Origin of the sequence: Streptomyces sp. NPDC015346, assembly GCF_043078785.1 — a bacterium.
Lineage (GTDB): Bacteria > Actinomycetota > Actinomycetes > Streptomycetales > Streptomycetaceae > Streptomyces.
The window spans coordinates 30707-51076 of sequence record NZ_JBIBTW010000003.1 but is presented as its reverse complement, the minus strand read 5'-3'; the positions used below and the strand labels follow the sequence as shown (position 1 = coordinate 51076).

Genomic DNA, 20370 nt, shown 5'->3' with positions numbered 1-20370 from the left:
ACACGGTAGTCGCAGGCGTCGTACCTGATCAGTGGGGTGCCCTGTGATGTCCGTCATGGGCCGCCACTAGGGTTCCCATAGGCGTGCGGGCGCGACAGAAGAAGCGAACGATCGGGAGCGAACGATGACAGAGGCGTTGATCAAGGGCGTGGGCGGCAAGGAGCCGAAGGTCGATCCGACCGCCTTCACCGCCCCGACCTCCGTCGTGCTGGGCGACGTCACCCTGGGCGCCCGCGTCAGCGTCTGGTACCACGCGGTGCTGCGGGCCGACTGCGGCCCCATCGCGGTCGGCGAGGACTCCAACATCCAGGACAACTGCACGGTCCACGTCGACCCGGGCTTCCCGGTCACCATCGGCGCCCGCGTGACCGTCGGCCACAACGCGACCGTCCACGGCTGCACGGTCGAGGACGACGTCCTCGTCGGCATGGGCGCCACGATCCTCAACGGAGCCCGTGTCGGCGCCGGTTCGCTCATCGCCGCTCAGGCGCTGGTCCCGCAGGGAATGGAGATCCCGCCCGGCTCGCTGGTGGCGGGCGTCCCGGCGAAGGTGCGACGCCCGCTGACGGAGGAGGAGCAGGCGGGCATCCGTCTCAACGCGGAGATGTACCTGCACCTGGCGAAGGGCCACGCCGAGGCCTTCACCGACTGAGGACGCTCGGGGCGGGCGGCGGAGGCTCGCGTACGGAGAAGGGCGCGGCGCCCCTGCTGGGGCCGCGCCCTTCTCCGTACCGCCGCTGTCGTGCCGGCCCTACCGCGGTACCGGTGCCGCCGTACCGCCGTACCGCCGTCCGCCGTACCGCTGGGGCCGTCAGTCGGCGACCGACACCGGGACCTGGGCCGGCTCCGCGGCCGGTTCCTGCGCCTGCGCCTGTGCGGTCGCCTCCATCTTTGCCGCCGCCTTCTTCGCGCGGTTCTTCAGGATCAGCATCGAGGCGAGGCCCATCACGACGGCGAGCACGAGCCCGAGCCACGAGAAGCGCTTCAGCCACGCCTCGGCGACGACACCGACCGAGTAGATGACGGCCGTGGTGCCGCCCGCCCAGAGGATCCCGCCGAAGACATTGGCGATGAGGAACTTCCAGTACGGCATGCGCAGGACGCCCGCGAGCGGGCCCGCGAAGATCCGCAGCAGGGCGACGAAGCGGCCGAAGAAGACCGCCCACATGCCCCACTTCTCGAAGGACCGCTCGGCCATCGCGATGTTGGCCTCGCTGAAGTGCTTGGGGAACTTCTTCCCGAGCCGGGCGAGCAGCGGCCGGCCGCCCTTGCGGCCGATGGCGTATCCGATCGAGTCCCCGATGATCGCCCCGGCCGTGGCGCAGGTGCCGAGGACATACGGGTTGATGTCGCCGTGCTGCGAGGCGAGCAGCGCCGAGCTCACGAGCACGATCTCACCGGGCAGCGGGATGCCGAGGCTCTCGAGCCCGATCACCACGCCCACCAACGCGTAGACGGCGACCGCGGGAATCGTCTCCAGCCACTCCTGGACGTGCAACGCGGGTTCCTCCCGTTTCGACCCTCTCGGCCCGAAGCCGCGGCGCGCGCGGCGTCGCGCACGCCGGGGCAGCCTACCTGGTCAGGGAGGTGCGGACGCCCGTCCCGGGGGCCGGCGCGCACGACCGCCCCCGCACCCACGGAAGCGAGGCGGGGGCGACGGCGAGGGCGGGGCAGAGCCGGAAGGCGTCGACCGGGGGTCAGGCGTTCGGGCGCAGGGTCCAGACCACGGTCATCTCGCCGGTCACGGCGCCGTCCTCGCGCGTGATCTCGATCCGCACGGGGAACTCCGGGCGCCGGCCGGCGTCCAGCTCGGCGACGACGTCCGCGGCCGGGCGGCCCAGCGTGGCGGTGGCCGTGACGACGCCCATGGCGAGCTTCTTGTAACCGATCTCGGCGTTGACGGCGAGCGGCACGGCACGGCCGAGCTGGTCGCCGAAGGCGGCGAGGACGATCGCGCCACTGGCCGACTCGGCCAGCGTGAACATGGCTCCGGCGTGCGGGCCGCCGACGTGGTTGTGGTAGTCGGGCTGGTCCGGCAGGCGGACGACGGCACGCTCGGAAGTGGTCTCCAGGAACTCGAGGTTGAGGGTCCTGGCCATGGGAACCGTGGCGGCGAGCATCTCGCCGACGGACATCTGGTCTGCGCTCATGCGCCGATGTTACCCACGAGTAGGGGGGATGGCCATCCCCCGGCAGGGGCCGGGCGTAGCAGGCTTCCCGTCGCACCTCTATGGTTACTGGCCATGTGGCCAGGACAGCAGCCGCCCGGGGGCGAGCAGAACCCGCAGGACCAGAACCCGTATCAGCAGCCGGGCTATCCCCAGCAGCCGAACCCGTACCAGCAGCCGGGATACCAGCAGCCGCCGACGCAGCCCGGCTATCCGCAGCAGCCGCCGGCCCAGCCGGGCTACCCGCAGCAGCCGCCGGCCCAGGCCGGATATCCGCAGCCCAACCCGTACCAGCAGCCGACCGTCCCGCAGTACGCGATGCCGGGGCCGCCGCAGGGCGGACCGGGCGGCGGCGGGAAGAAGCAGACGACGCTCATCGCCGTCGTCGCCGCGATCGCCGTGGTCGTCGCCGCCGGGGTGACGGGCTTCCTGGTCCTGGACAAGGACGACGACAAGAACACCCACGCCGGCGACGACGCCAAGCCCACCGTCTCGGCTCCCACGTCCGCCGCCCCGTCGCCCTCGCTGGACAACCCGCGCGACGACGCCGGACAGCAGCCGACGATCCCGGGGTGGAAGGTCGTCCACAACCCCAAGTACGGCACGCTGTTCGACGTACCCCCGGAGTGGGAGCTGCTCAAGCCCGGCTCCATCACGTTCTTCGAGGACGAGAAGAAGGGTGACGGCACACCTGTCGTCACCATGTCGGCGCCCGCGCGGTTCAAGAGCAAGTGGTGCACCTTCGACACCGACAAGAACGGCACCCAGGAGAGCTGGGGCCTGAGCACCGCGGGCACCAAGGGCGGCCAGGGTGCCAAGAACACCTCCGAGGCGGCGTACAACGAGGCCGGCAACTGGGTGTGGGCCGGTTACGCCCAGCACATGCCCAAGGGCACCATCAAGATCACCAAGGCCGTCCCGTACACGACCAAGTCGGGTCTCGTGGGCAGCATGTCGACGGCCACCGCCCCCGGGATCAAGAAGCGGAACAAGTGCGAGTCGGACGGCAAGTCCATCGCCTTCTCCTTCAAGAACTCCCAAGGCGACTTCTCGTCGTTCGTCCTCTACGCGGCCGACGGGGTCAAGGACGAGCTGCCGGACGCCACGATCCAGCAGATCCTCTCCACCGTGCGACTGGCCCCGGCGTCTTCCTGACGCCGACGGGCTCCGAACGGGCGGGCCGCGACCATCTGCTCCTGACCGCCGCCGCGATCGTCACCACCCCGGGCACCCACGGTGCTCTGATCGCGGCGGCGTTCGCCGTTCTCGAGCCGCGCGCCGGCGAGGAGCGACCGAGGGTCAGCCGACGCTGAACGCCCCGTCCGGCGGTACGGGTGACGGCACCGCGTCGGCGTCGCTCACCGGGCGGGCGCCGCCGATGAAGCGGGTGAGGGACGCCCCGTACTGCACCCGCGCCGGGAAGGCGTCCGCCGCCGTACGCCGGGTGAGGCGGGCGGTGTCGATCTCCCGGTCGGAGGCGACGAGGACGGCGTTCCCGAAGCGCCGGCCGCGTAGCACGGCCGGCTCGGCGATCAGCGCGAGTTCCGGGAAGACCCCGGCGAGGGTGGCCAGTTGAGAGCGGAGGAAGGTGAACGGCGACCCGTCGGCCAGGTTGGCGGCGTAAGTGCCGCCCCGCCGCAGCACCCGCCGGGCCTCGCGCGCGTACTCGGCCGACGTCAGATGCGCGGGCACCCGCGAGCCGCCGAAGACGTCGGCGATCAGCACGTCCGCCGACGCGTCGGGCGCGTTCTCCAGCCACGTACGGGCGTCGGTGCCGTGCAGGGTGATGCCGGAACCCTCCGGCAGCGGAAGGTGCTCGGTGACGAGGTCGAGCAGCCCCCGGTCGGCCTCGACGACGTGCTGGCGCGAGCCGGGACGGGTGGCGGCGACGTAGCGGGGCAGTGTCAGCGCGCCACCGCCGAGGTGCACCACGTCGAGCGGGGCCCCGTCGTCGGCCACACCGTCGAGGACGTGGGCGAGCCGACGCGCGTACTCGAACTCCAGATGCGTCGGCTCGTCCAGGTCGATGTACGACTGGGGCGCGTCGTCGACCGTGAGGAGCCAGGCCCGGTCGCGGTCGACATCGGGCAGGAGCCGGGCGGTGCCGCCGTCCACGTCCCGGATGACGGGGATCTGCTCGCCCACGCTCTCGTCCACGCCGTCGTCCACGCTCTCGTCCACGCCGTCGTTCGCGCTCTCGTTCACGCCCTCATTGTGCGCACACGGCGGCGACGGCCTGGGCGCGGGCCCGTCCGGCCCGCATCCCGCAGCGTGCGGAATGCGGGCCTCCGTCAGCCGACGGTGGTGACCGTGCCGGCGCCGACCGTACGGCCGCCCTCGCGGATCGCGAAGCCGAGCCCCGCCTCCAGCGGAACGTCCCGGCCGAGTTCGACGGTCATGGTGACCGTCTCACCGGGGCGCGCGACCGCCGCCTCGCCGAGGTCGACATCGCCGACGACGTCCGCCGTCCGGATGTAGAACTGCGGCCGGTAGCCGGTGGAGACCGGGGTGGTGCGGCCTCCCTCCTTCCCCGACAGGACGTACACCTGGGCGGTGAACCGCCGGCTCGGCACGACGCTGCCCGGCGCGGCCACGACATGGCCGCGGCGTACGGCGTCCCGCGCGACCCCGCGCAGCAGCAGGGCCACGTTGTCCCCCGCCTCGGCGGACTCCATGGGCTTGCCGAAGGTCTCGACACCGGTGACGACCGTCTCGGCGTCGGCACCGAGGACCTCCACGCGGTCGCCGACCTTCACCGTGCCGCGCTCGATCGCACCGGTGACGACCGTGCCGCGGCCGGTGATGGTGAGGACGTTCTCGACGGACATCAGGAACGGCGCCTCCACATACCGCACGGGCATGGGCACATAGGTGTCCACCGCGTCGAGCAGCGCCTCGATCGCGCCCGTCCAGCGCGGGTCGCCCTCCAGGGCCCTGAGGCCGGAGACCCGCACGACGGGGACGGTGTCGCCGCCGTAGCCGTGGGCGGTGAGGAGCTCCCGTACCTCGAGCTCGACGAGGTCGGTCAGCTCGTCGTCCCCGGCGTCGGCCTTGTTGAGCGCCACCACGATGTGGTCGACGCCGACCTGACGGGCGAGCAGGACGTGCTCGGCGGTCTGCGGCATGATCCCGTCGAGCGCGGAGACCACGAGGATCGCCCCGTCGAGCTGGGCCGCGCCGGTGACCATGTTCTTGACGTAGTCGGCGTGGCCGGGCATGTCGACATGGGCGTAGTGACGGGTGTCGGTCTCGTACTCCACGTGCGCGATGTTGATGGTGATGCCGCGTTGGGCCTCCTCGGGGGCGCGGTCGATCCGGTCGAAGGGCACGAAGGTGCCGGTCCCGCGCTCGCTGAGGACCTTGGTGATGGCGGCGGTCAGGGTGGTCTTGCCGTGGTCGACGTGGCCCATGGTGCCGATGTTCAGGTGCGGCTTGGTACGCACGTATGCCGTCTTGGGCATGGTTCTTCGCTCATTCCTTGAGCTCGAAGCGTGAGGCGGGACCCCGGGGCCGAACCGACCCTCCCCCTGCGGGGTCCGCCGGACGATCCGGGGAGGGTCAGCTTCGGGCGCCGTCGAGTGCGACGGCGCAGAGCGCGGCAAGGCCGAGCGCGGAGAGAACGACGGCAGCCTTCGGCGCGGCCGCGACTGCGGGCCGTGCTGCGAGGAAGGCGTACCGGAACATGCCCACGATCATGGCGTGGCGGGACACCGGCGTCGAACGATTTTCGCGGCGTGCGTCAGAGGTACGGCAGAGGTACGGCGGATGACGGACATGACGGCGATCACCTGTGGTTGTCGGTTAGTCTCCCCGGATGCTCGACCCCGTCACCCGGCCGCCGGGCTCCTTCGCTCTTCGCTGCTCCCGGGCGCTGCTCTCGCCCTGGTCGCGGCTCTCCCTGCTCGCCGTGGTGCTCCTGAGCGCGGCGACGACGGTCGTGCTGTACGAGCCCCAGCGGCTGCTCGCGGCGGGGTGGCCGCCGCAGATGAGCGGCGCGGGCGCGGTGGTGCTGTTCGGACTCGCGTACGGGCTGTGCACGGCCGCGTTCGTGCCCCGGCCGATCCTGAACCTGGCGGCGGGCGCGCTCTTCGGGACGCAGGCGGGGCTGGTGTCCGCGGTGGCCGGGACGGTTCTGGGGGCGGGGATCTCGTTCACCCTCGGGCGGGTTCTCGGGCAGGACGCGCTGCGGCCGCTCCTGCGGGGCCGCTGGCTGAAGGCGGCGGACGGCCAGCTGAGCCGGCACGGCTTCCGTTCCATGCTGGCGATCCGGCTCTTTCCGGGGGCGCCGTTCGCCGCCGCCAACTACTGCGCGGCGGTCTCCCGTATGGGATACGCGCCCTTTCTCCTCGCGACCGGGATCGGGTCGATCCCGAACACGGCCGCCTACGTGATCGCGGGCAGCGAGGCCGGTTCGCCGACCTCGCCCGCGTTCCTGATCTCGATGGGGTTCATCGTCGTCTCCGGCCTCACCGCGGCGACCGTCGCCTGGCGCAAACGCCACAGTCTGCGCTCGGCGAGCCCGTCCGGGGCCGAGGTCGGGTCCGAGGCCGCGGCCGAGGTCGCGGTCGACGCCGCGATCGGGCCTGCTGCCGGGGCCGAGCGGGCGCCGGCGGGCGTGGGTGCCGGGCCGGCGCGGAAGGCATAGGCCGCCGCCCGAAGCGCGAGCGGCGGCGAGCGACGCCGCCAGGGCCGCCGGCGCCGCCCGGGCACGGGCCCGACCCTCTCAGAGCGCCTCAGAGCGCGTCAGAGCGCCTCGACGATCATCGCGTTCGCCAGTCCGCCCGCCTCGCACATGACCTGGAGCCCGTAGCGGCCGCCGCGGGCGCGCAGGGCGTGGACCAGCGTGGTCGTCAGGCGGGCGCCGCTGGCGCCCAGGGGGTGGCCGAGGGCGATCGCCCCGCCGTGGACGTTGACCTTGGCCGGGTCGGCGCCGGTCTCCTGCTGCCAGGCGAGCACCACGCTCGCGAAGGCCTCGTTGACCTCGAAGAGATCGATGTCGCCGAGGTCGAGTCCCGCCCGCCGCAACACCTTCTCGGTCGCGGGGATGACGCCGGTGAGCATCAGCAGCGGGTCGGAGCCGGTCACCGCGAAGCTGTGCAGTCGGGCGAGCGGGCGCAGCCCGAGCCGTCGGGCGGTGTCCGCCGCCATGACGAGGACGGCGGCGGCGCCGTCGTTGGTCGGGCTGCTGTTGCCCGCCGTCACCGACCAGTCGATCTGCGGGAAGCGCTCGGCGAAGACGGGGTCCTGGAAGGCGGGCCGCAGCCCGGCCAGGATCTCGGTCGTGGTCGAGGGCCGTACCGACTCGTCGCGCCGGACGTCCCCGAAGGGGACGACCTCGGTGTCGAAGAGCCCGGCCTCCCAGGCGCGGGCCGCCTTGGCGTGCGAGGCGGCGGCGAACTCGTCCATGGCCTCGCGTCCGAGGGACCACTTGGCGGCGATCAGCTCCGCGCTGATGCCCTGCGGCACCAGGCCCTCGGGGTACCGCTCGGCCACCCCGGGGCCGAACGGGTCGGCGCCCGGCGGCACGTTCGACCACATCGGGACGCGGCTCATCGACTCGACTCCGCAGGCGACGGCGATGTCGTACGCGCCCGAGAGGACACCCTGGGCGGCGAAGTGCACGGCCTGCTGCGAGGAGCCGCACTGCCGGTCGACGGTGGTGGCGGGGACGGACTCCGGGAGGCCGGCGCCCAGCCACGCGTACCGCGTGGTGTTCATGGCCTGCTCGCCGACCTGGTCGACGGTGCCGCCGATCACGTCGTCGACGAGTGCGGGGTCGACGCCGCCGCGCTCGACGAGGGCGCCGAGCGTGTGGGAGAGCAGAGCGACGGGGTGGACCTCGGACAGGGCGCCGGTTGTCTTGCCCCGGCCGATGGGTGTGCGGACCGCTTCGACGATGACGGCGTCGCGCATGATGACGGCTCCTCGATCACCTGGTGAGTGGGAGAACTGGACCAACACGTGCCAGTAACATAGCCCAGTGAGTTTGAATTTCAAACCCTCACTCGTCCGTCTCCCTTAGGCTGGCCCCATGAAGGCCGCCCCCCGTCCCTGCTCGATCGCCGACACCCTCGCCCTCGTCGGCGAGAAGTACTCGCTGCTCGTGCTGCGCGAGATCTCGCTCGGTGTGCGCCGCTTCGACCGGATCGCCCGCAACACCGGAGCCCCCCGTGACATCCTCACCACGCGGCTGAAGCGGCTGGTGGAGGCCGGAATCCTCGAGAAGGTGCCGTACAGCGAGCGGCCACGGCGGTACGAGTACCGGGCCACCACGGCCGGCGAGGAGTTGCAGCCCGTCCTGCTGACGCTGATGGCCTGGGGCGACCGCCACGTGAACCCGGCGAACCGCCCGGTGCTCCTGGAGCACAGCTGCGGCGAGGTGCTCAGCCCCCGGGTCGTGTGCGCCTGCTGCGGCGACGAGGCCGACACCGCCAGCCTGACCCCGCACGTGCGGGCGCCCGGCTGGACGAGGACGGGGCCCGTGGAGAGCTGAGGGCCGTCGAGAGCCGAGGGCCGTAGCTAATGACCGTCGAGAGCCGAGGGCCGTAGAGACCTGAGAACGGGGCCGTCACCCGGGGACGGTACGCTGCGAAACGAACGGCGGTGGATCTCCGATCCGACCGCCTTTCGTCGTGAGCCCTTTCTGACCCTTTCTGACCGCACGAGCACATTCGGGACGGCCCTAGCCCCATGAGTTGGTTCGAATCATTCATCCTCGGACTCGTCCAGGGGCTGACGGAGTTCCTTCCCATCTCCTCCAGCGCTCATCTCCGCCTCACGGCCGCCTTCGCGGGCTGGCACGACCCGGGCGCGGCCTTCACCGCGATCACCCAGATCGGTACGGAGACCGCCGTCCTGATCTACTTCCGCAAGGACATCGCGCGGATCGTCTCCGCCTGGTTCCGCTCCCTGCGCGACAAGTCGATGCGGTCCGACCACGACGCCCAGATGGGCTGGCTGGTCATCGTCGGATCGATCCCGATCGGCGTCCTCGGCGTCACGCTCAAGGACCAGATCGAGGGTCCCTTCCGTGATCTGCGGCTGATCGCCACGACCCTCATCGTGATGGGCATCGTCCTCGGCGTCGCGGACCGCCTGGCGGCCCGCGACGAGATCGGCGGCCGGCACCGCGCCATCCGCGAGCGCAAGACGCTCAAGGACCTCGGTGTGAAGGACGGCCTCATCTTCGGCTTCTGCCAGGCGATGGCCCTGATCCCGGGCGTCTCCCGCTCCGGCGCGACGATCTCCGGCGGACTGCTGATGGGCTACACCCGCGAGGCGGCGGCCCGGTACTCGTTCCTGCTCGCCATCCCCGCCGTCCTCGCCTCGGGCCTCTTCGAGCTGAAGGACGCCGGCGAGGGCGGGCACGTGTCCTGGGGGCCGACGATCTTCGCCACGATCATCGCCTTCGGTGTCGGATACGCCGTGATCGCCTGGTTCATGAAGTTCATCACGACCAAGAGCTTCATGCCGTTCGTGATCTACCGGATCGTGCTCGGCATCGTCCTCTTCGTCCTCGTCGGCACCGACACCCTCAGCCCCCACGCGGGCGAGTCCGGCCACTGATCCGTACCGCGGACGGACTCTGCGACAGAGCCCGTCCCGCGGCCGGCAGGCGGGACACCGGCGGTCGTCGCACCCTGGAACCATGGCCTGGCAAGCACCCATCGTCGTCCACCGCCCCTCCCCCGGCGGCGGGCGGCGCGTCACCGTCCGCGGACAGATCGTGGGCCTCGCGCACAACGACACCGACCTCGTCGAGTTCCTGCGCCGTGCCGGTCTCGAGGACGCCGACATGATCCTCGACGACCCCCATCTGGTGGAGTGGCGGGGCGGCCGGCCGCACCGCTGGGAGGCCGCCTAGGGGGGCCGCCCGCGGTCCCTCCGCCCAGGCGCTCGGCGCAGGCTCTCGGCTCAGGCCTCGGGGACGTAGGGGACGCGGGCCAGCTCGCGGATGCCGCCCAGCGTCCCCCACTCGTTCCGGCCGAGCCGGGTGAGCGGCCGCATCCGGGTGATCTCGGGATGGCCGTCGACCATCACGGACTCGTCCACCGCCGCGTGCACGACGCGTCCGAAGACGACGGTCGAGTCGCCGATCCGCAGGGTGCTGTGCAGCTCGCACTCGAGCGCCACGGGGGAGGCCGCCACCCGCGGCGGCTTCACCCGCAGACTCGGCTCGCGCTCCACCCCGCACGCGTCGAACTCCCCTATGCCGCGCGGGAAGTCCGTCGCCGTCGCGTTGATCCGCTCGAACAGCGGCTCGGGCGCCAGGTTCACCACGAACGCCCCCGTGTCCTCGATGTTGCGCAGCGAGTCCTTGCGGCCGACCGAGGTGAACTGCACCACCGGCGGAGTCACCGACGAGATGGTGAAGAAGGAGTGCGGGGCGAGGTTGTCGGTCCCGTCGGCCGAGGTCGTGGAGATCCAGGCGATCGGCCGGGGGACGACGGTGGCGGTGAGCAGCCGGTAGAAGGTGTTCCGGTCGCTGTGGTCGGGATCGAAGTCGATGCGCATGGCCAAAAGTATGACCGGTGAACGACGGCGCCCCGCCCGCACGGCTCTTGGCCCCCGGCCACTGTCTGCCCGACACTGAGCCGATGACGCAGCGCGTGGATCTCGCGACCGTGATGGACCGGATGGCCATCGACGACCTTGTCACCGGGTACGCGGTGGCCGTGGACGACTCCGACTGGGCGGCCTACCGCGCGCTCTTCACCCATGACGGCAGGGCCGACTACAGCGGCTCCGGCGGCACCGAGGGACCGGTGGCCGAGGTCGCCGACTGGCTGGCGGAGACGATGCGGCTCTTCCCCGTACGCCAGCACCTCATCGTCAACCGGCGGGTGACCCTCCACGGCGGGTACCCGGGCGACAGCGCCGACGTGCGCGCCGACTATGTGAACCCGATGCGGTTCGAGTCGGGCGAGGACTTCGTCTGCGGCGGGCGGTACAGCTTCGCGGCGGTGCGCACCGACGCCGGCTGGCGGCTCCGGTCCGTCGTCGTACGGGAGAAATGGCGCCGCTCGTAGGCGACCGCGCGCACACTGGAGGCGACACCTGGAGGCGCGGAATGCGGTTTCCGTTCGGCCGACGCGGCACGACCACGGGCGCGGCCACCGGCACGGCCACCGGCCCGCGCGCCGGTACGGGCTCCCGTACCGGCCACGAGCCGGGCACCGGCGCTGAACCGAGCCCGGGCCCCCAGGCCGCCGCCACCACGCCCGGTCCCGATCCCGAGGCCGCCGCCGCACCCAGTCCCAGTCCTGAGGCCGCCGGCCCGCCCGGTCCCGATCCCGAGGCCGCCGCCGCACGCGGTCCCGGTCCCGAGGCCGCCGCCACACCCGCCCCAACGCCCGCGTTTCGGCCCGGCGCCCGCGCCGTGCTCGCCGTCGTCGCGGGCGCGCTGCCCGCGCTGGCCTTCCCCACCCCCGCCCTCTGGTGGTTCGCCTACGTCGCCCTCGTCCCCTGGATGCTGCTGCTCCGCAGCGCCCCGACCGCCCGCCGGGCCGCCCTCGAAGGGTGGCTCGGCGGCCTCGGCTTCATGCTGGCCGTGCACCACTGGCTGATGCCGAGCCTGCACGTCTTCATCTTCCTCCTGGCAGGGCTGCTCGGGCTGTTGTGGGTGCCCTGGGGGTGGCTGGTACGGGCGATGCTCGGCGACGGGCCCTCCGGTGCGCGCGCCGTCGCCGCGCTCCTCGTCGTCCCCTCCGGCTGGCTGCTCGTCGAACTCGTCCGCTCCTGGGAGGGCTTGGGCGGTCCCTGGGGTCTCCTCGGCGCCAGTCAGTGGCAGGTGCCGCCGGTGCTGCGGCTCGCCTCCGTCGGCGGGGTGTGGCTGGTGAGCCTGCTGGTGGTGGCGGTCAACACGGCCCTGGCCCTCCTTGTGGTGTCGACGGCGGCCGTACGGCTCGCCGCGCTGGTCGGGGTCGTGGTGGGCGCGCTCACCGTGGGCGTCGTCTGGTGGGGGGTGGGGGCCCCGCGTGAGCAGGGGACGGCCCGGATCGCCGTCGTCCAGCCCGGGATCTTCGACGGACCGGGCGGCGCGGACCGGAGGTTCGCCCGTGGTGAGCAGCTGACGCGCGGCCTCGCCGGCCAGGACCTGGACCTGGTCGTCTGGGGCGAGAGCAGTGTCGGCTCCGATCTGACGGCCCGCCCGGATCTCACCGCCCGGCTGACCGCCCTCGCGCGCACGGTCGACGCGCCGATCCTGGTGAATGTGGACGCCCGCCGCTCCGACCGGCCGGGCATCTTCAAGAGCAGTGTGCTGATCGGGGAGCGGGGGCCGACGGGAGACCGGTACGACAAGATGCGGCTGGTGCCGTTCGGCGAGTACGTCCCGGCGCGCACGGTCCTGGGCTGGGTGACGTCGGTCGGCAAGGCGGCGAGCGAGGACCGGCGGCGGGGCTCTCAGCCGGTGGTGATGAGCCTGCCGGCCGAGGCCGGCGCCCCCGAACTGCGGATCGGACCGCTGGTCTGCTTCGAGTCGGCGTTCCCCGACATGACCCGGCGGCTGGTCCGGGACGGCGCCGATCTGGTGATCGCCCAGTCGGCGACCTCGACCTTCCAGGACAGTTGGGCGCCCGCGCAGCACGCCTCGTTGGCCGCGCTGCGCGCGGCGGAGTCCGGCCGTCCGGTGGTGCACGCGACGCTGACCGGCGTCAGCGCGGTGTACGGCCCGGACGGCACGCGGATCGGGACACCGCTCGGTACCGACCGAAGCGCGACGAGCGTCTACGAGCTGCCGCTCGCCGACGGGACCACGGGCTATGTCCGGTACGGCGACTGGCCGTTGTACGGCGCCCTGACCGTCCTGGCGGCGCTGTGCGCCGCCGAGGGCATGGGGGCGCTCAGGAGGCCTGGGTCAGGGCCTCGCGCACCACGCGCTCGCAGAGCTCGTGGGTCCTCAGCGCGTCCCTCGCGCTGAGCCGCCGGCCGGCCCGTACGGCGTCGAGGAAGGCGAGGACCGCCTGCTCGATGCCGCGCTGGCGGGCGACCGGTACCCAGTCGCCGCGCCGCCGGACGGTCGGCTGTCCCTTGTGGTCCACGACGTCCGCCAGGTTGAGGACCTGGCGCTTGGTGTCCCGGCCGGAGACCTCCAGGATCTCCTCGGTGGAGCCGTTCATCCGGTTCATGATGCCGATGGCGGTGAAACCGTCGCCGGAGAGCTGGAGCACGACGTGGTGCATGAGGCCGTCGCGGATCCGCGCCCGTACATCCGTGTGCTCGACCTCTCCCGGCAGCAGGAAGCGCAGGGTGTCCACGACGTGGATGAAGTCGTCCAGGACGAGGGTGCGGGGGTCCTCGGGGAGCCCGATCCGGTTCTTCTGCATGAGGATCAGGTCGCGGGGGTGCTCCAGGCACTGGGCGTACCCCGGCGCCAGGCGGCGGTTGAAGCCGACGGCCAGGCTCACCCCGCGCTCCTCCGAAAGCTCCACGAGCCGCTCGGACTCGGCGTACTCGTAGGCGAGCGGCTTGTCGACGTAGGTCGGCACGCCCGCTTCGAGGAGCCGGGTGGTGATCTCGGCGTGGGCGGCGGTCGGCGCGTGCACGAAGGCGGCGTCGAGGCCTGCGGAGAGCAGCGAGTCGAGGTCGCCGTGGCGCCGCGCGGCGGGCACGTGGTGAGTCTCGGCGATCCGGTCGAGAGTGGCCCGCGTGCGCGTCTGCAGGTGGAGTTCGACGCCGGGAAGGGCGGCGAGGACGGGGAGATAGGCCTTCTGCGCGATGTCGCCGAGTCCGATGCAGCCAACCTTCACGGGGTCTCCTTCGCTCTACGTCCGCCCTGCTCGGCTGGTCAGCTTACGCGGGGGCGTTCGGCGGCCGTGGGGGGCCGCCAGTCGGCGATGCCGTCGAAGCCGCGCAGGACGAGACCGGGGCCGAAGCGGGAGACGGCGGCGATGAGGGCGTCGCGCAGGGCGACGGCGGGGCGGGTGGAGAGGAGCGTGAGCCGGCCGGTCAGGGCCGCCTTGCGGACGATCGCCGTGGTCCGCGGGAGCCGGTCGGCGGTGTACGCGGCGAGCGCGCGGCTCGGCAGCGGTTCCCGGTCGGCGTGGTGGGCGAGGACGACGGCGTCCTCGATGGCCTGGTTGCCGCCCTGGCCGAGGGTGGGCTGCATGGCGTGGGCGGCGTCGCCGAGCAGGGCGACCCGGCCGCGGTGGAAGGCGGGCAGGGGCTGCGGCATGTGGTGGACGTCGTGGCGCAGGACGCCGGCCGGGTCGGTGGCGGCGAGGATGTCGGGGACCGGGTGGTGCCAGTCGCCGAAGAGGCGCAGGAGTTCGGCCTTCTCGTCGTCGGGGGCGTGGGCGCCGGCGGGGGCGGCGGCCATCGCGTAGGCGTAGATCCTGCCGTCCTTGAGGGGCTGGGTGCCCCAGAGGCGGCCGGCTCCCCAGGTCTCGTGCGGGGCGAAGGGCCGGTCGGGGGCGGGGACGACGACGCGCCAGGTGGTGAAGCCTGAGTAGCGCGGGCCGGGATGGTCGGGGAACAGGGCCCGGCGGACCGTGGAGCGGACGCCGTCCGCGCCGAGGACGAGTGCGGCCTCGATCTCCCCGTCGGGGGTGGCGACGACGGCGGGCCGCCGGTCGTCGCCGGGGTCGACGAGGGAGGCGGTCACGCCGGTCCGTACGACCCCGGTGGGGAGGGCGGAGGTGAGCAGGTCGACGAGGGTGGCGCGGTGCAGCAGCACGAGCGGTCCGCCGAAGCGGGCGGCGGCCGCCTTGGCGCTGGTACGGGCGAGCCAGCGGCCGTCGGGGGCGCGCATGCCGCCGTCCCCCTGCCAGGCGGACAGCTCGCGGACGCGGTCGCCGAGACCGATGACGTCGAGGGCGCGCTGGGAGTTGGGGGCGAGGCCGATGCCGGCTCCGACCGGGGTGAGGGCGGTGGCGCGCTCCAGGACGGTCACGTCCCAGCCGCGCTGGTGGAGGGCGACGGCGGCGGTGAGTCCGCCGATTCCGGCTCCGACGACGACGGCACGGTGCTGGTCCATGACTGCTCCCTCGGCGACTACATCTGTAGTGACACGTCGACCGTACTACAGGTGTAGTCGGCTGGGTAGTAGGTTGTCCCCATGAGCGCACGCACCCCTGAACCGGCCTCCTCCGGCGCGGCCGCCCCGACCGGCACCGTCACCCCGGCCACCCCGGCCACCCCGGCCACCCCGGCGGCCACGGCCACTCCGGCCGCCTCCCGGGCCGAGCGGATCGGCGACGCCGCGCTGGACCTCCTCGTCGAGCGCGGGATGCGCGGCCTCACGCACCGGGCCGTGGACGAGCGGGCGGGGCTGCCGCAGGGGTCGACCTCCAACCACGCCCGCACCCGCCAGGCCCTCCTCGAGACGGCGGTCCGGCGCCAGGTCGAGCTGGAGTCCCGCGTCCTCACCCCCGACGAGATGCCGGGCCCCGACAGCGGCGCCGGAGCCCTGGCGGACGCCCTCGCCCTGGCCCTGCACCGGTACCTCACCGACCACCGGGCGCTGCTCGTATCGCGCTACGAACTCGCTCTGGAAGCCACCCGCCGCCCCGAACTGCGCACCTTCTTCGACGCGGCGGGTGCGGCGTTCCGCGACCCCCTGATCGCGATGATGGCGGACGCCGGCTCCCCGGCCCCCGAGCGTCACGCGCTCTCGCTGATCGCCTGGTCCGAGGGCCTGATGTTCTCCTGTGCGGCGGGCTCGTTCCACGCCTCCGTACCGAGCCTCCCCGAACTGCGTACGGGGGTCGCGGAGTTGCTGCGCGGCATGCTCGGCACGGGGACGGGCCGGCTGTCACCCTGATCACGGGCATCACCCGTGCGGGGCATTCCCCGCCGGTAGGGGCGCGAAGATCACCGGCGGCGCAGCAGAGTTGCGCGGGTGCATGGAACGAGAACCACAGTGAAGATGCTGGTCGGGGTGGCGGTCGCCACGCTCTCCGGCTGCGTGTCGGTGGAGACGGCGCCTCCGGCGGCCCCCACGTACCCCAACGAGGTCAGCCGCCCCACCCAGGACGTGGCACCGCAGATCATGGAGGGCCCGGCCCGCGAGGCGCTCGAAGCGGCGCTGCCCGATCCCCCTCCGCCGTCGCCCCGCGTCACGACGGAGCAGGAGGAGCGGGATCAGAAGCAGCAGAAGCAGCAGGGCGCCAAGGGGAAGGCGCGGGGCAAGGGCGACGCGCGGGCGGCCGAGGAGCGGCCGTCGTCCCTTCCACCCGGGCACCGGCGCGGTCCCGGCACCGAGCCGCCTGCATGGGCCGAACCACCACGCGATCGGGCCGACGCCTGCGACCTGGGCGAGCGGTACGGAGGGTGGGGCCGCGACAGCGACCAGGCGAAGATCTGCCGGGGTACGTACAAGAAGTGAGCCCCGCGCCGACGCCGAGGTCCCGGGGGGCTCGGTGTCAGCGCGCCCGGAGCCGTACCTCCAGGCGTTCGATCGCGGCGCGCACTCCGTTGCCGTACCCGTCGTGCTCCAGCGCGTCCGACGCCGCGCGGGCCCGGTCCAGATGGGTCCGCGCCGCGTCGGGCCGCTGCAGCTTCACGTAGTCGGCGGCCAGGTTGAGATGGAGCGAGGGGTACAGGGCCCGCAGCGCGACCGACGAGTCGTGCGCGGCGACCCGCTCCTCGTCCAGCCCCTCGGCCGCCAGCAGGGCCCGCAGGTCCCAGGCCAGCTCGGCGTCCGGGTCGTCCTGCACGTCGGCCATGCAGTGCGCGAGCGTGCAGCGGTGCAGGGGGTCTCCGTCCGGGCCGATCTGCTCCCACAGCTCCCCGAAGCGGTTGCGCGCCTCTTCGCGGTCCCCTCCGTGGAGGAGCATCATCGCCTGCCCGATCCGGGTCATGACGCCGTCGTCCGACACCTGCTGCTGCTCGGTCACTGCGGCCTCCACGCGCTCTGTCGTCCAGAGAGCCGACGCTAGCCGCAGCGACCGCCGATCCGGCACAGGCTCGGGCGGCGCCCCGGTCCTGTCAGCCGGGCGGGCTCAGCCGAGGTTCGGGATGCGCCAGTCGATCGGCTCGTGGCCCTGGGCGGCGATCGCCGCGTCGATCTGCGTGAAGGGGCGGGATCCGAAGAACTTCTTCGCCGACAGCGGCGAGGGGTGCGCGCCCTTCACCACGACGTGGCGCTCCTCGTCGATGAGGGGGAGCTTCTTCTGCGCGTAGTTCCCCCACAGCACGAAGACCGCCGGGTCCGGCCGCGAGGCCACCGCGCTGATCACGGCGTCGGTGAACTTCTCCCAGCCCTTCCCCTTGTGGGAGTTGGCCTCACCGGCGCGGACGGTGAGGACCGCGTTGAGCAGCAGGACGCCCTGCTCGGCCCATGGCATCAGATAGCCGTTGTCCGGCACCGGGTGCCCGAGCTCCTCGTGCATCTCCTTGTAGATGTTGCGGAGGGAGGGCGGGGTCTTGACGCCCGGCCGCACGGAGAAGCAGAGGCCGTGCCCCTGCCCCTCGCCGTGGTACGGGTCCTGGCCGAGGACCAGGACCTTCACCTTGTCGTACGGGGTCGCCGCGAGGGCGGCGAAGACCTCCTCACGCGGCGGGTACACCGGCCCCTTGGCCCGCTCCTCCTCGACGAACTCGGTGAGCTGCTTGAAGTACGGCTTCTGCAGCTCGTCGCCGAGGACGCCGCGCCAGGATTCGGGCAGCATGTCGGTGTCGGTCACGTCAACAACCTCCGGTAGGCCTTCGTTCGTACGATCACAGAACCTACCGGGGGCCACTGACAACCGAGCAGCCCAGCTCTCCTACCAGCTGGCCCTGCGGTTGAGCTCCCACATCTGCATGACGGTCTGCGGGTCGAGGGCGCGCTCGCCACCGCCGATGTCCTCGCTGGCCGCGATGTAGAGCTTGCCCTGCCACAGGGGGAGGAGCCGGACGTCCTGCACCATGAGTTCCTGGGCCTTCTCGAACTCGTCGGTGGCCGCGCCGCGGTCGCTCTCGCGCCGGGACTTCGGGAGCAGCTGGTCGGTGATCTCGGGACGCACGTACGGCGTGCCCAGCACGTTCTGCTTGCCGACGAAGGGGGCGACGAAGTTGTCGGCGTCCGGGAAGTCGGGGAACCAGCCTCGGCCGAAGACCGGGTACTGACCCTTCTGGTAGCCGGCCTGGAACTCCTTCCACGGCTTGCCGCGCAGGGTGATCTTGAAGAGTCCCGACGCTTCCAGCTGCCGCTTGAGCTCGGCGAACTCCAGAGCGGTGGCCGAGCCGTACCGGTCGGTGGTGAACCAGAAGGTCAGCTCGACGGGTTCGGTGATCCCCGCGTCGCGCAGGATCTCGCGGGCCTTGCCGGCGTCGGGCGCGCCGAAGCGGTCGAAGAACTCGGTGGTGTGGCCGGCGATGCCCTTGGGGACCATCGAGTACAGCGGCTCCGCCGTGCCCTGGTACACCTTGGCGACGAGTGCCTCTCGGTCGACGACCTGGGCGACGGCCTTGCGGACGGCCGACTTGGCGACGGAGGAGTCCTCGGCGTTGAAGACGAGGTAGCGGATGTCGGCGCCGGTGGACTCGATGAGCTGGAGGCCCTTGTTCTCCTCCTTGTCCGCCTGGAGGTCGACGACCTCCTCGGCGGTGAGACCGCGGTAGGTGGCGTCGATCTCCTTGTCCTTGAGCGCGGTGACCATCGGCTCGGACTCCTTGAAGTACCGGATGGTCACGCCGCCGTTCTTGCGGTCGGCGAACCCCTTGTAGCTGGGGTTCTTCGACAGCTCGGCCTTCTCGCCCTCGGTGTACTCGTCGAGGACGTAGGGGCCGGAGCCGACGAGCTTGCCGTCCTCGCGGAGCTTGTCGGCCGGGTACTCGGCCGGGTCCACGAGCGACATGGCGGGGGTGGCGAGGACGAACGGGAAGGTGGCGTCGGGCTTGTTCAGCCGGAAGACGACCGTGCGGTCGCCGACGGTCTCGATCGTGTCGAGGGAGCCCAGCATGCCGTTGGGGCCGCCGTCGACATCGATCTTCCGAATGCGCTCGATGGAGTACTGGACGGCCTTGGCGTCCAGCTTGTGCCCGTTCGAGAATTGCAGACCTTCGACGAGCCGGCACTCGAAGACCCGGCTGGAGGTGTCCTTGAATTTGCAGTCGGCGGCGTCCGACTGGGGGGTGGTGCTTCCCGTCGGGAAACTCACCAGCGTCTGGAAGACATTTCGGAACAGCTCCCAGGAATTGTCCCAAGCGGCTGCCGGATCGAGCGTGGTGGGAGAACTCGTCGTGCCGACGACGATTCTCTGCTCCCCAGCGGATTCGGCGTCCGAAAACACGCCACATCCGGACACCAGGGATATGGACGCAAGGGCTGCAGCGGCCTGCAGACTGGTCCGGTTGAACACGTGCACGCTCCTCGTTCAGCCATGGGTCGGCCGACCATACCGCAGCGCCCCGCCAGGTCAATGTTCGACCCTGGCGGGGCACTTGGCACAATCGGCGTATAACCGGGTGCAAACCGGTCAGGAATTCAGGAAAGTGTCCGGATATCGGTCACCCGACACCGGCGTTGAGGAAAATCCCCCCGTCGACCACGAGGGTCTGGCCCGTGATCCAGTCCGACTGGCCCGAGGTGAGGAAGGCCGCCGCCCCGCCGATGTCCTCCGGGACACCGAGCCGGCCGAGCGGGTACGCGGCCGCCGCCTCCGCCTCCCGGCCCTCGTAGAGCGCCTGGGCGAACTTGGTCTTCACGACCGCCGGAGCGATGGCGTTGACCCGGACCAGCGGCGCGAATTCGTGCGCCAGCTGAAGGGTCAGGTTGACCATGGCGGCCTTGCTCATCCCGTACGCGCCGATGAACGGCGAGGCGGAGATGCCCGCGACCGAGGCGATGTTCACGATCGCGCCGCCGTGCTCCTTCTGCCAGGCCCGCCAGGTCTGCTGGGCGAAACCGAGCGCGGAGATCACATTGGTCTCGTAGACCTTGCGGGCGACATTCAGGTCGAGTTCCGCGATCGGCCCGAAGACGGGGTTCGTCCCGGCGTTGTTCACCAGGAAGTCGACCCGGCCGAAAGCCTCCATCGTCGCTTCGACCGCGGCGGCCTGGTGGGCCTCGTCGTGGGCCTTGCCGGCCACGCCGATGACCCGGTCGGAGCCGAGCCGCTCGACGGCCTCCTTGAGGGCCTCCTCGCCGCGCCCGGTGATGCAGACCCGGTCGCCGCGGGCGACGAGCGCCTCGGCGATGCCGTAGCCGATGCCCCGGCTGGCGCCGGTGACCAGAGCGACCTTGCCCGACAGCTCGGGCGGTTCCTGCGTGCTCATG

23 protein-coding genes are annotated in these 20370 nt (G+C 72.0%); 10 read left to right on the top strand and 13 right to left on the bottom strand.

What is annotated here, in order from left to right:
- The first annotated feature begins 124 nt into the window (after positions 1-124).
- Positions 125-652: a gamma carbonic anhydrase family protein gene (locus ACF06X_RS11120; protein ID WP_392286962.1), complete on the top strand. Its 528-nt coding sequence runs from the start codon at positions 125-127 to the stop codon at positions 650-652.
- Between the two features lie 159 nt (positions 653-811).
- Here ACF06X_RS11120 and ACF06X_RS11115 read toward each other — a convergent pair whose 3' ends face one another.
- Positions 812-1498: a DedA family protein gene (locus tag ACF06X_RS11115; protein WP_392286961.1), complete on the bottom strand. Its 687-nt coding sequence runs from the start codon at positions 1496-1498 to the stop codon at positions 812-814.
- A 199-nt stretch (positions 1499-1697) separates the two neighbouring features.
- A complete protein-coding gene (locus tag ACF06X_RS11110; protein ID WP_392286960.1) occupies positions 1698-2150 on the bottom strand; it encodes a DUF4442 domain-containing protein in 453 nt (150 codons plus the stop codon).
- Positions 2151-2243: 93 nt separating this feature from the next.
- Between ACF06X_RS11110 and ACF06X_RS11105 the strand changes: the two genes are divergently transcribed.
- A complete protein-coding gene (locus ACF06X_RS11105) occupies positions 2244-3323 on the top strand; it encodes a hypothetical protein (protein WP_392286959.1) in 1080 nt (359 codons plus the stop codon).
- Positions 3324-3467: 144 nt separating this feature from the next.
- On the opposite strand, the gene ACF06X_RS11100 is transcribed toward ACF06X_RS11105, so the two are convergent.
- From ACF06X_RS11100 to ACF06X_RS11090, 3 genes are all read right to left on the bottom strand, one after another.
- The gene (locus tag ACF06X_RS11100; protein ID WP_392287669.1) at positions 3468-4313 is read right to left on the bottom strand and encodes a spermidine synthase; all 846 of its coding nucleotides are present in this window, start codon (positions 4311-4313) and stop codon (positions 3468-3470) included.
- A gap of 146 nt (positions 4314-4459) precedes the next feature.
- Positions 4460-5629, bottom strand: coding sequence for an elongation factor Tu (gene tuf / locus ACF06X_RS11095; protein WP_392286958.1), 1170 nt, complete (start codon positions 5627-5629; stop codon positions 4460-4462).
- Positions 5630-5726: 97 nt separating this feature from the next.
- Positions 5727-5852 carry a hypothetical protein gene (locus tag ACF06X_RS11090; RefSeq protein ID WP_392286957.1) on the bottom strand — a complete coding sequence of 42 codons (126 nt, stop codon included), beginning with the start codon at positions 5850-5852 and terminating at the stop codon, positions 5727-5729.
- 130 nt (positions 5853-5982) lie between these two features.
- Between ACF06X_RS11090 and ACF06X_RS11085 the strand changes: the two genes are divergently transcribed.
- Positions 5983-6813 (top strand): TVP38/TMEM64 family protein, encoded by an 831-nt coding sequence (locus ACF06X_RS11085; RefSeq protein WP_392286956.1) that lies wholly within the window; start codon positions 5983-5985, stop codon positions 6811-6813.
- A gap of 98 nt (positions 6814-6911) precedes the next feature.
- On the opposite strand, the gene ACF06X_RS11080 is transcribed toward ACF06X_RS11085, so the two are convergent.
- A complete protein-coding gene (locus ACF06X_RS11080; RefSeq protein ID WP_392286955.1) occupies positions 6912-8081 on the bottom strand; it encodes a thiolase family protein in 1170 nt (389 codons plus the stop codon).
- Between the two features lie 118 nt (positions 8082-8199).
- On the opposite strand from ACF06X_RS11080, the gene ACF06X_RS11075 reads away from it, so the two are divergent.
- From ACF06X_RS11075 to ACF06X_RS11065, 3 genes are all read left to right on the top strand, one after another.
- Complete coding sequence (locus ACF06X_RS11075; protein WP_392286954.1) at positions 8200-8661, top strand: winged helix-turn-helix transcriptional regulator; 462 nt, start codon at positions 8200-8202, stop codon at positions 8659-8661.
- A gap of 197 nt (positions 8662-8858) precedes the next feature.
- Positions 8859-9734, top strand: coding sequence for an undecaprenyl-diphosphate phosphatase (locus tag ACF06X_RS11070; protein WP_392286953.1), 876 nt, complete (start codon positions 8859-8861; stop codon positions 9732-9734).
- Positions 9735-9816: 82 nt separating this feature from the next.
- A complete protein-coding gene (locus ACF06X_RS11065) occupies positions 9817-10032 on the top strand; it encodes a hypothetical protein (RefSeq protein WP_137990668.1) in 216 nt (71 codons plus the stop codon).
- 50 nt (positions 10033-10082) lie between these two features.
- On the opposite strand, the gene ACF06X_RS11060 is transcribed toward ACF06X_RS11065, so the two are convergent.
- Positions 10083-10682 (bottom strand): flavin reductase family protein, encoded by a 600-nt coding sequence (locus tag ACF06X_RS11060; protein WP_392286952.1) that lies wholly within the window; start codon positions 10680-10682, stop codon positions 10083-10085.
- 83 nt (positions 10683-10765) lie between these two features.
- Here ACF06X_RS11060 and ACF06X_RS11055 point away from each other — a divergent pair, with 83 nt between their 5' ends.
- Positions 10766-11197, top strand: a complete 432-nt coding sequence (locus ACF06X_RS11055; RefSeq protein ID WP_392286951.1) for a nuclear transport factor 2 family protein — start codon at positions 10766-10768, stop codon at positions 11195-11197.
- A 41-nt stretch (positions 11198-11238) separates the two neighbouring features.
- The gene (gene lnt, locus ACF06X_RS11050) at positions 11239-13089 is read left to right on the top strand and encodes an apolipoprotein N-acyltransferase (RefSeq protein WP_392286950.1); all 1851 of its coding nucleotides are present in this window, start codon (positions 11239-11241) and stop codon (positions 13087-13089) included.
- Here lnt and ACF06X_RS11045 read toward each other — a convergent pair.
- Positions 13013-13918: a Gfo/Idh/MocA family protein gene (locus ACF06X_RS11045; RefSeq protein ID WP_392286949.1), complete on the bottom strand. Its 906-nt coding sequence runs from the start codon at positions 13916-13918 to the stop codon at positions 13013-13015. The two genes, lnt and ACF06X_RS11045, sit on opposite strands and share 77 nt — an antisense overlap.
- 38 nt (positions 13919-13956) lie before the next feature.
- Positions 13957-15144: an FAD-dependent monooxygenase gene (locus ACF06X_RS11040; RefSeq protein ID WP_392286948.1), complete on the bottom strand. Its 1188-nt coding sequence runs from the start codon at positions 15142-15144 to the stop codon at positions 13957-13959.
- A gap of 81 nt (positions 15145-15225) precedes the next feature.
- Here ACF06X_RS11040 and ACF06X_RS11035 point away from each other — a divergent pair, with 81 nt between their 5' ends.
- Both ACF06X_RS11035 and ACF06X_RS11030 read left to right on the top strand, forming a co-directional pair.
- On the top strand, positions 15226-15930 hold the full coding sequence (locus ACF06X_RS11035) for a TetR/AcrR family transcriptional regulator (protein ID WP_392286947.1): 705 nt from the start codon (positions 15226-15228) through the stop codon (positions 15928-15930).
- A gap of 78 nt (positions 15931-16008) precedes the next feature.
- A complete protein-coding gene (locus ACF06X_RS11030; RefSeq protein WP_392286946.1) occupies positions 16009-16494 on the top strand; it encodes a hypothetical protein in 486 nt (161 codons plus the stop codon).
- Positions 16495-16531: 37 nt separating this feature from the next.
- Here the strand turns inward: ACF06X_RS11030 and ACF06X_RS11025 are convergent, their stop codons facing one another.
- The 4 genes from ACF06X_RS11025 to ACF06X_RS11010 all read right to left on the bottom strand — a co-directional run bounded on the left by ACF06X_RS11025 (position 16532) and on the right by ACF06X_RS11010 (position 20369).
- The gene (locus ACF06X_RS11025) at positions 16532-17005 is read right to left on the bottom strand and encodes a hypothetical protein (protein ID WP_392286945.1); all 474 of its coding nucleotides are present in this window, start codon (positions 17003-17005) and stop codon (positions 16532-16534) included.
- A gap of 105 nt (positions 17006-17110) precedes the next feature.
- Positions 17111-17794, bottom strand: coding sequence for a uracil-DNA glycosylase (gene ung, locus ACF06X_RS11020; RefSeq protein ID WP_392286944.1), 684 nt, complete (start codon positions 17792-17794; stop codon positions 17111-17113).
- Between the two features lie 81 nt (positions 17795-17875).
- Positions 17876-19453: an ABC transporter substrate-binding protein gene (locus ACF06X_RS11015; RefSeq protein WP_392286943.1), complete on the bottom strand. Its 1578-nt coding sequence runs from the start codon at positions 19451-19453 to the stop codon at positions 17876-17878.
- A gap of 148 nt (positions 19454-19601) precedes the next feature.
- The gene (locus ACF06X_RS11010; protein ID WP_392286942.1) at positions 19602-20369 is read right to left on the bottom strand and encodes an SDR family oxidoreductase; all 768 of its coding nucleotides are present in this window, start codon (positions 20367-20369) and stop codon (positions 19602-19604) included.
- Between the last annotated feature and the right edge of the window lies 1 nt (position 20370).

Coding starts and splice junctions, on each gene's coding strand:
- ACF06X_RS11075 (WP_392286954.1), top strand. CDS start 8,200: ATGAAGGCCGCCCCCCGTCCCTGCTCGATCGCCGACACCCTCGCCCTC.
- tuf (WP_392286958.1), bottom strand. CDS start 5,629: ATGCCCAAGACGGCATACGTGCGTACCAAGCCGCACCTGAACATCGGC.
- ACF06X_RS11085 (WP_392286956.1), top strand. CDS start 5,983: ATGCTCGACCCCGTCACCCGGCCGCCGGGCTCCTTCGCTCTTCGCTGC.
- ACF06X_RS11070 (WP_392286953.1), top strand. CDS start 8,859: ATGAGTTGGTTCGAATCATTCATCCTCGGACTCGTCCAGGGGCTGACG.
- ACF06X_RS11080 (WP_392286955.1), bottom strand. CDS start 8,081: ATGCGCGACGCCGTCATCGTCGAAGCGGTCCGCACACCCATCGGCCGG.
- ACF06X_RS11060 (WP_392286952.1), bottom strand. CDS start 10,682: ATGCGCATCGACTTCGATCCCGACCACAGCGACCGGAACACCTTCTAC.
- ACF06X_RS11010 (WP_392286942.1), bottom strand. CDS start 20,369: ATGAGCACGCAGGAACCGCCCGAGCTGTCGGGCAAGGTCGCTCTGGTC.
- ACF06X_RS11065 (WP_137990668.1), top strand. CDS start 9,817: ATGGCCTGGCAAGCACCCATCGTCGTCCACCGCCCCTCCCCCGGCGGC.
- ACF06X_RS11105 (WP_392286959.1), top strand. CDS start 2,244: ATGTGGCCAGGACAGCAGCCGCCCGGGGGCGAGCAGAACCCGCAGGAC.
- ACF06X_RS11055 (WP_392286951.1), top strand. CDS start 10,766: ATGACGCAGCGCGTGGATCTCGCGACCGTGATGGACCGGATGGCCATC.
- ACF06X_RS11120 (WP_392286962.1), top strand. CDS start 125: ATGACAGAGGCGTTGATCAAGGGCGTGGGCGGCAAGGAGCCGAAGGTC.
- ACF06X_RS11040 (WP_392286948.1), bottom strand. CDS start 15,144: ATGGACCAGCACCGTGCCGTCGTCGTCGGAGCCGGAATCGGCGGACTC.
- ACF06X_RS11035 (WP_392286947.1), top strand. CDS start 15,226: ATGAGCGCACGCACCCCTGAACCGGCCTCCTCCGGCGCGGCCGCCCCG.
- lnt (WP_392286950.1), top strand. CDS start 11,239: ATGCGGTTTCCGTTCGGCCGACGCGGCACGACCACGGGCGCGGCCACC.
- ACF06X_RS11110 (WP_392286960.1), bottom strand. CDS start 2,150: ATGAGCGCAGACCAGATGTCCGTCGGCGAGATGCTCGCCGCCACGGTT.
- ACF06X_RS11090 (WP_392286957.1), bottom strand. CDS start 5,852: ATGTTCCGGTACGCCTTCCTCGCAGCACGGCCCGCAGTCGCGGCCGCG.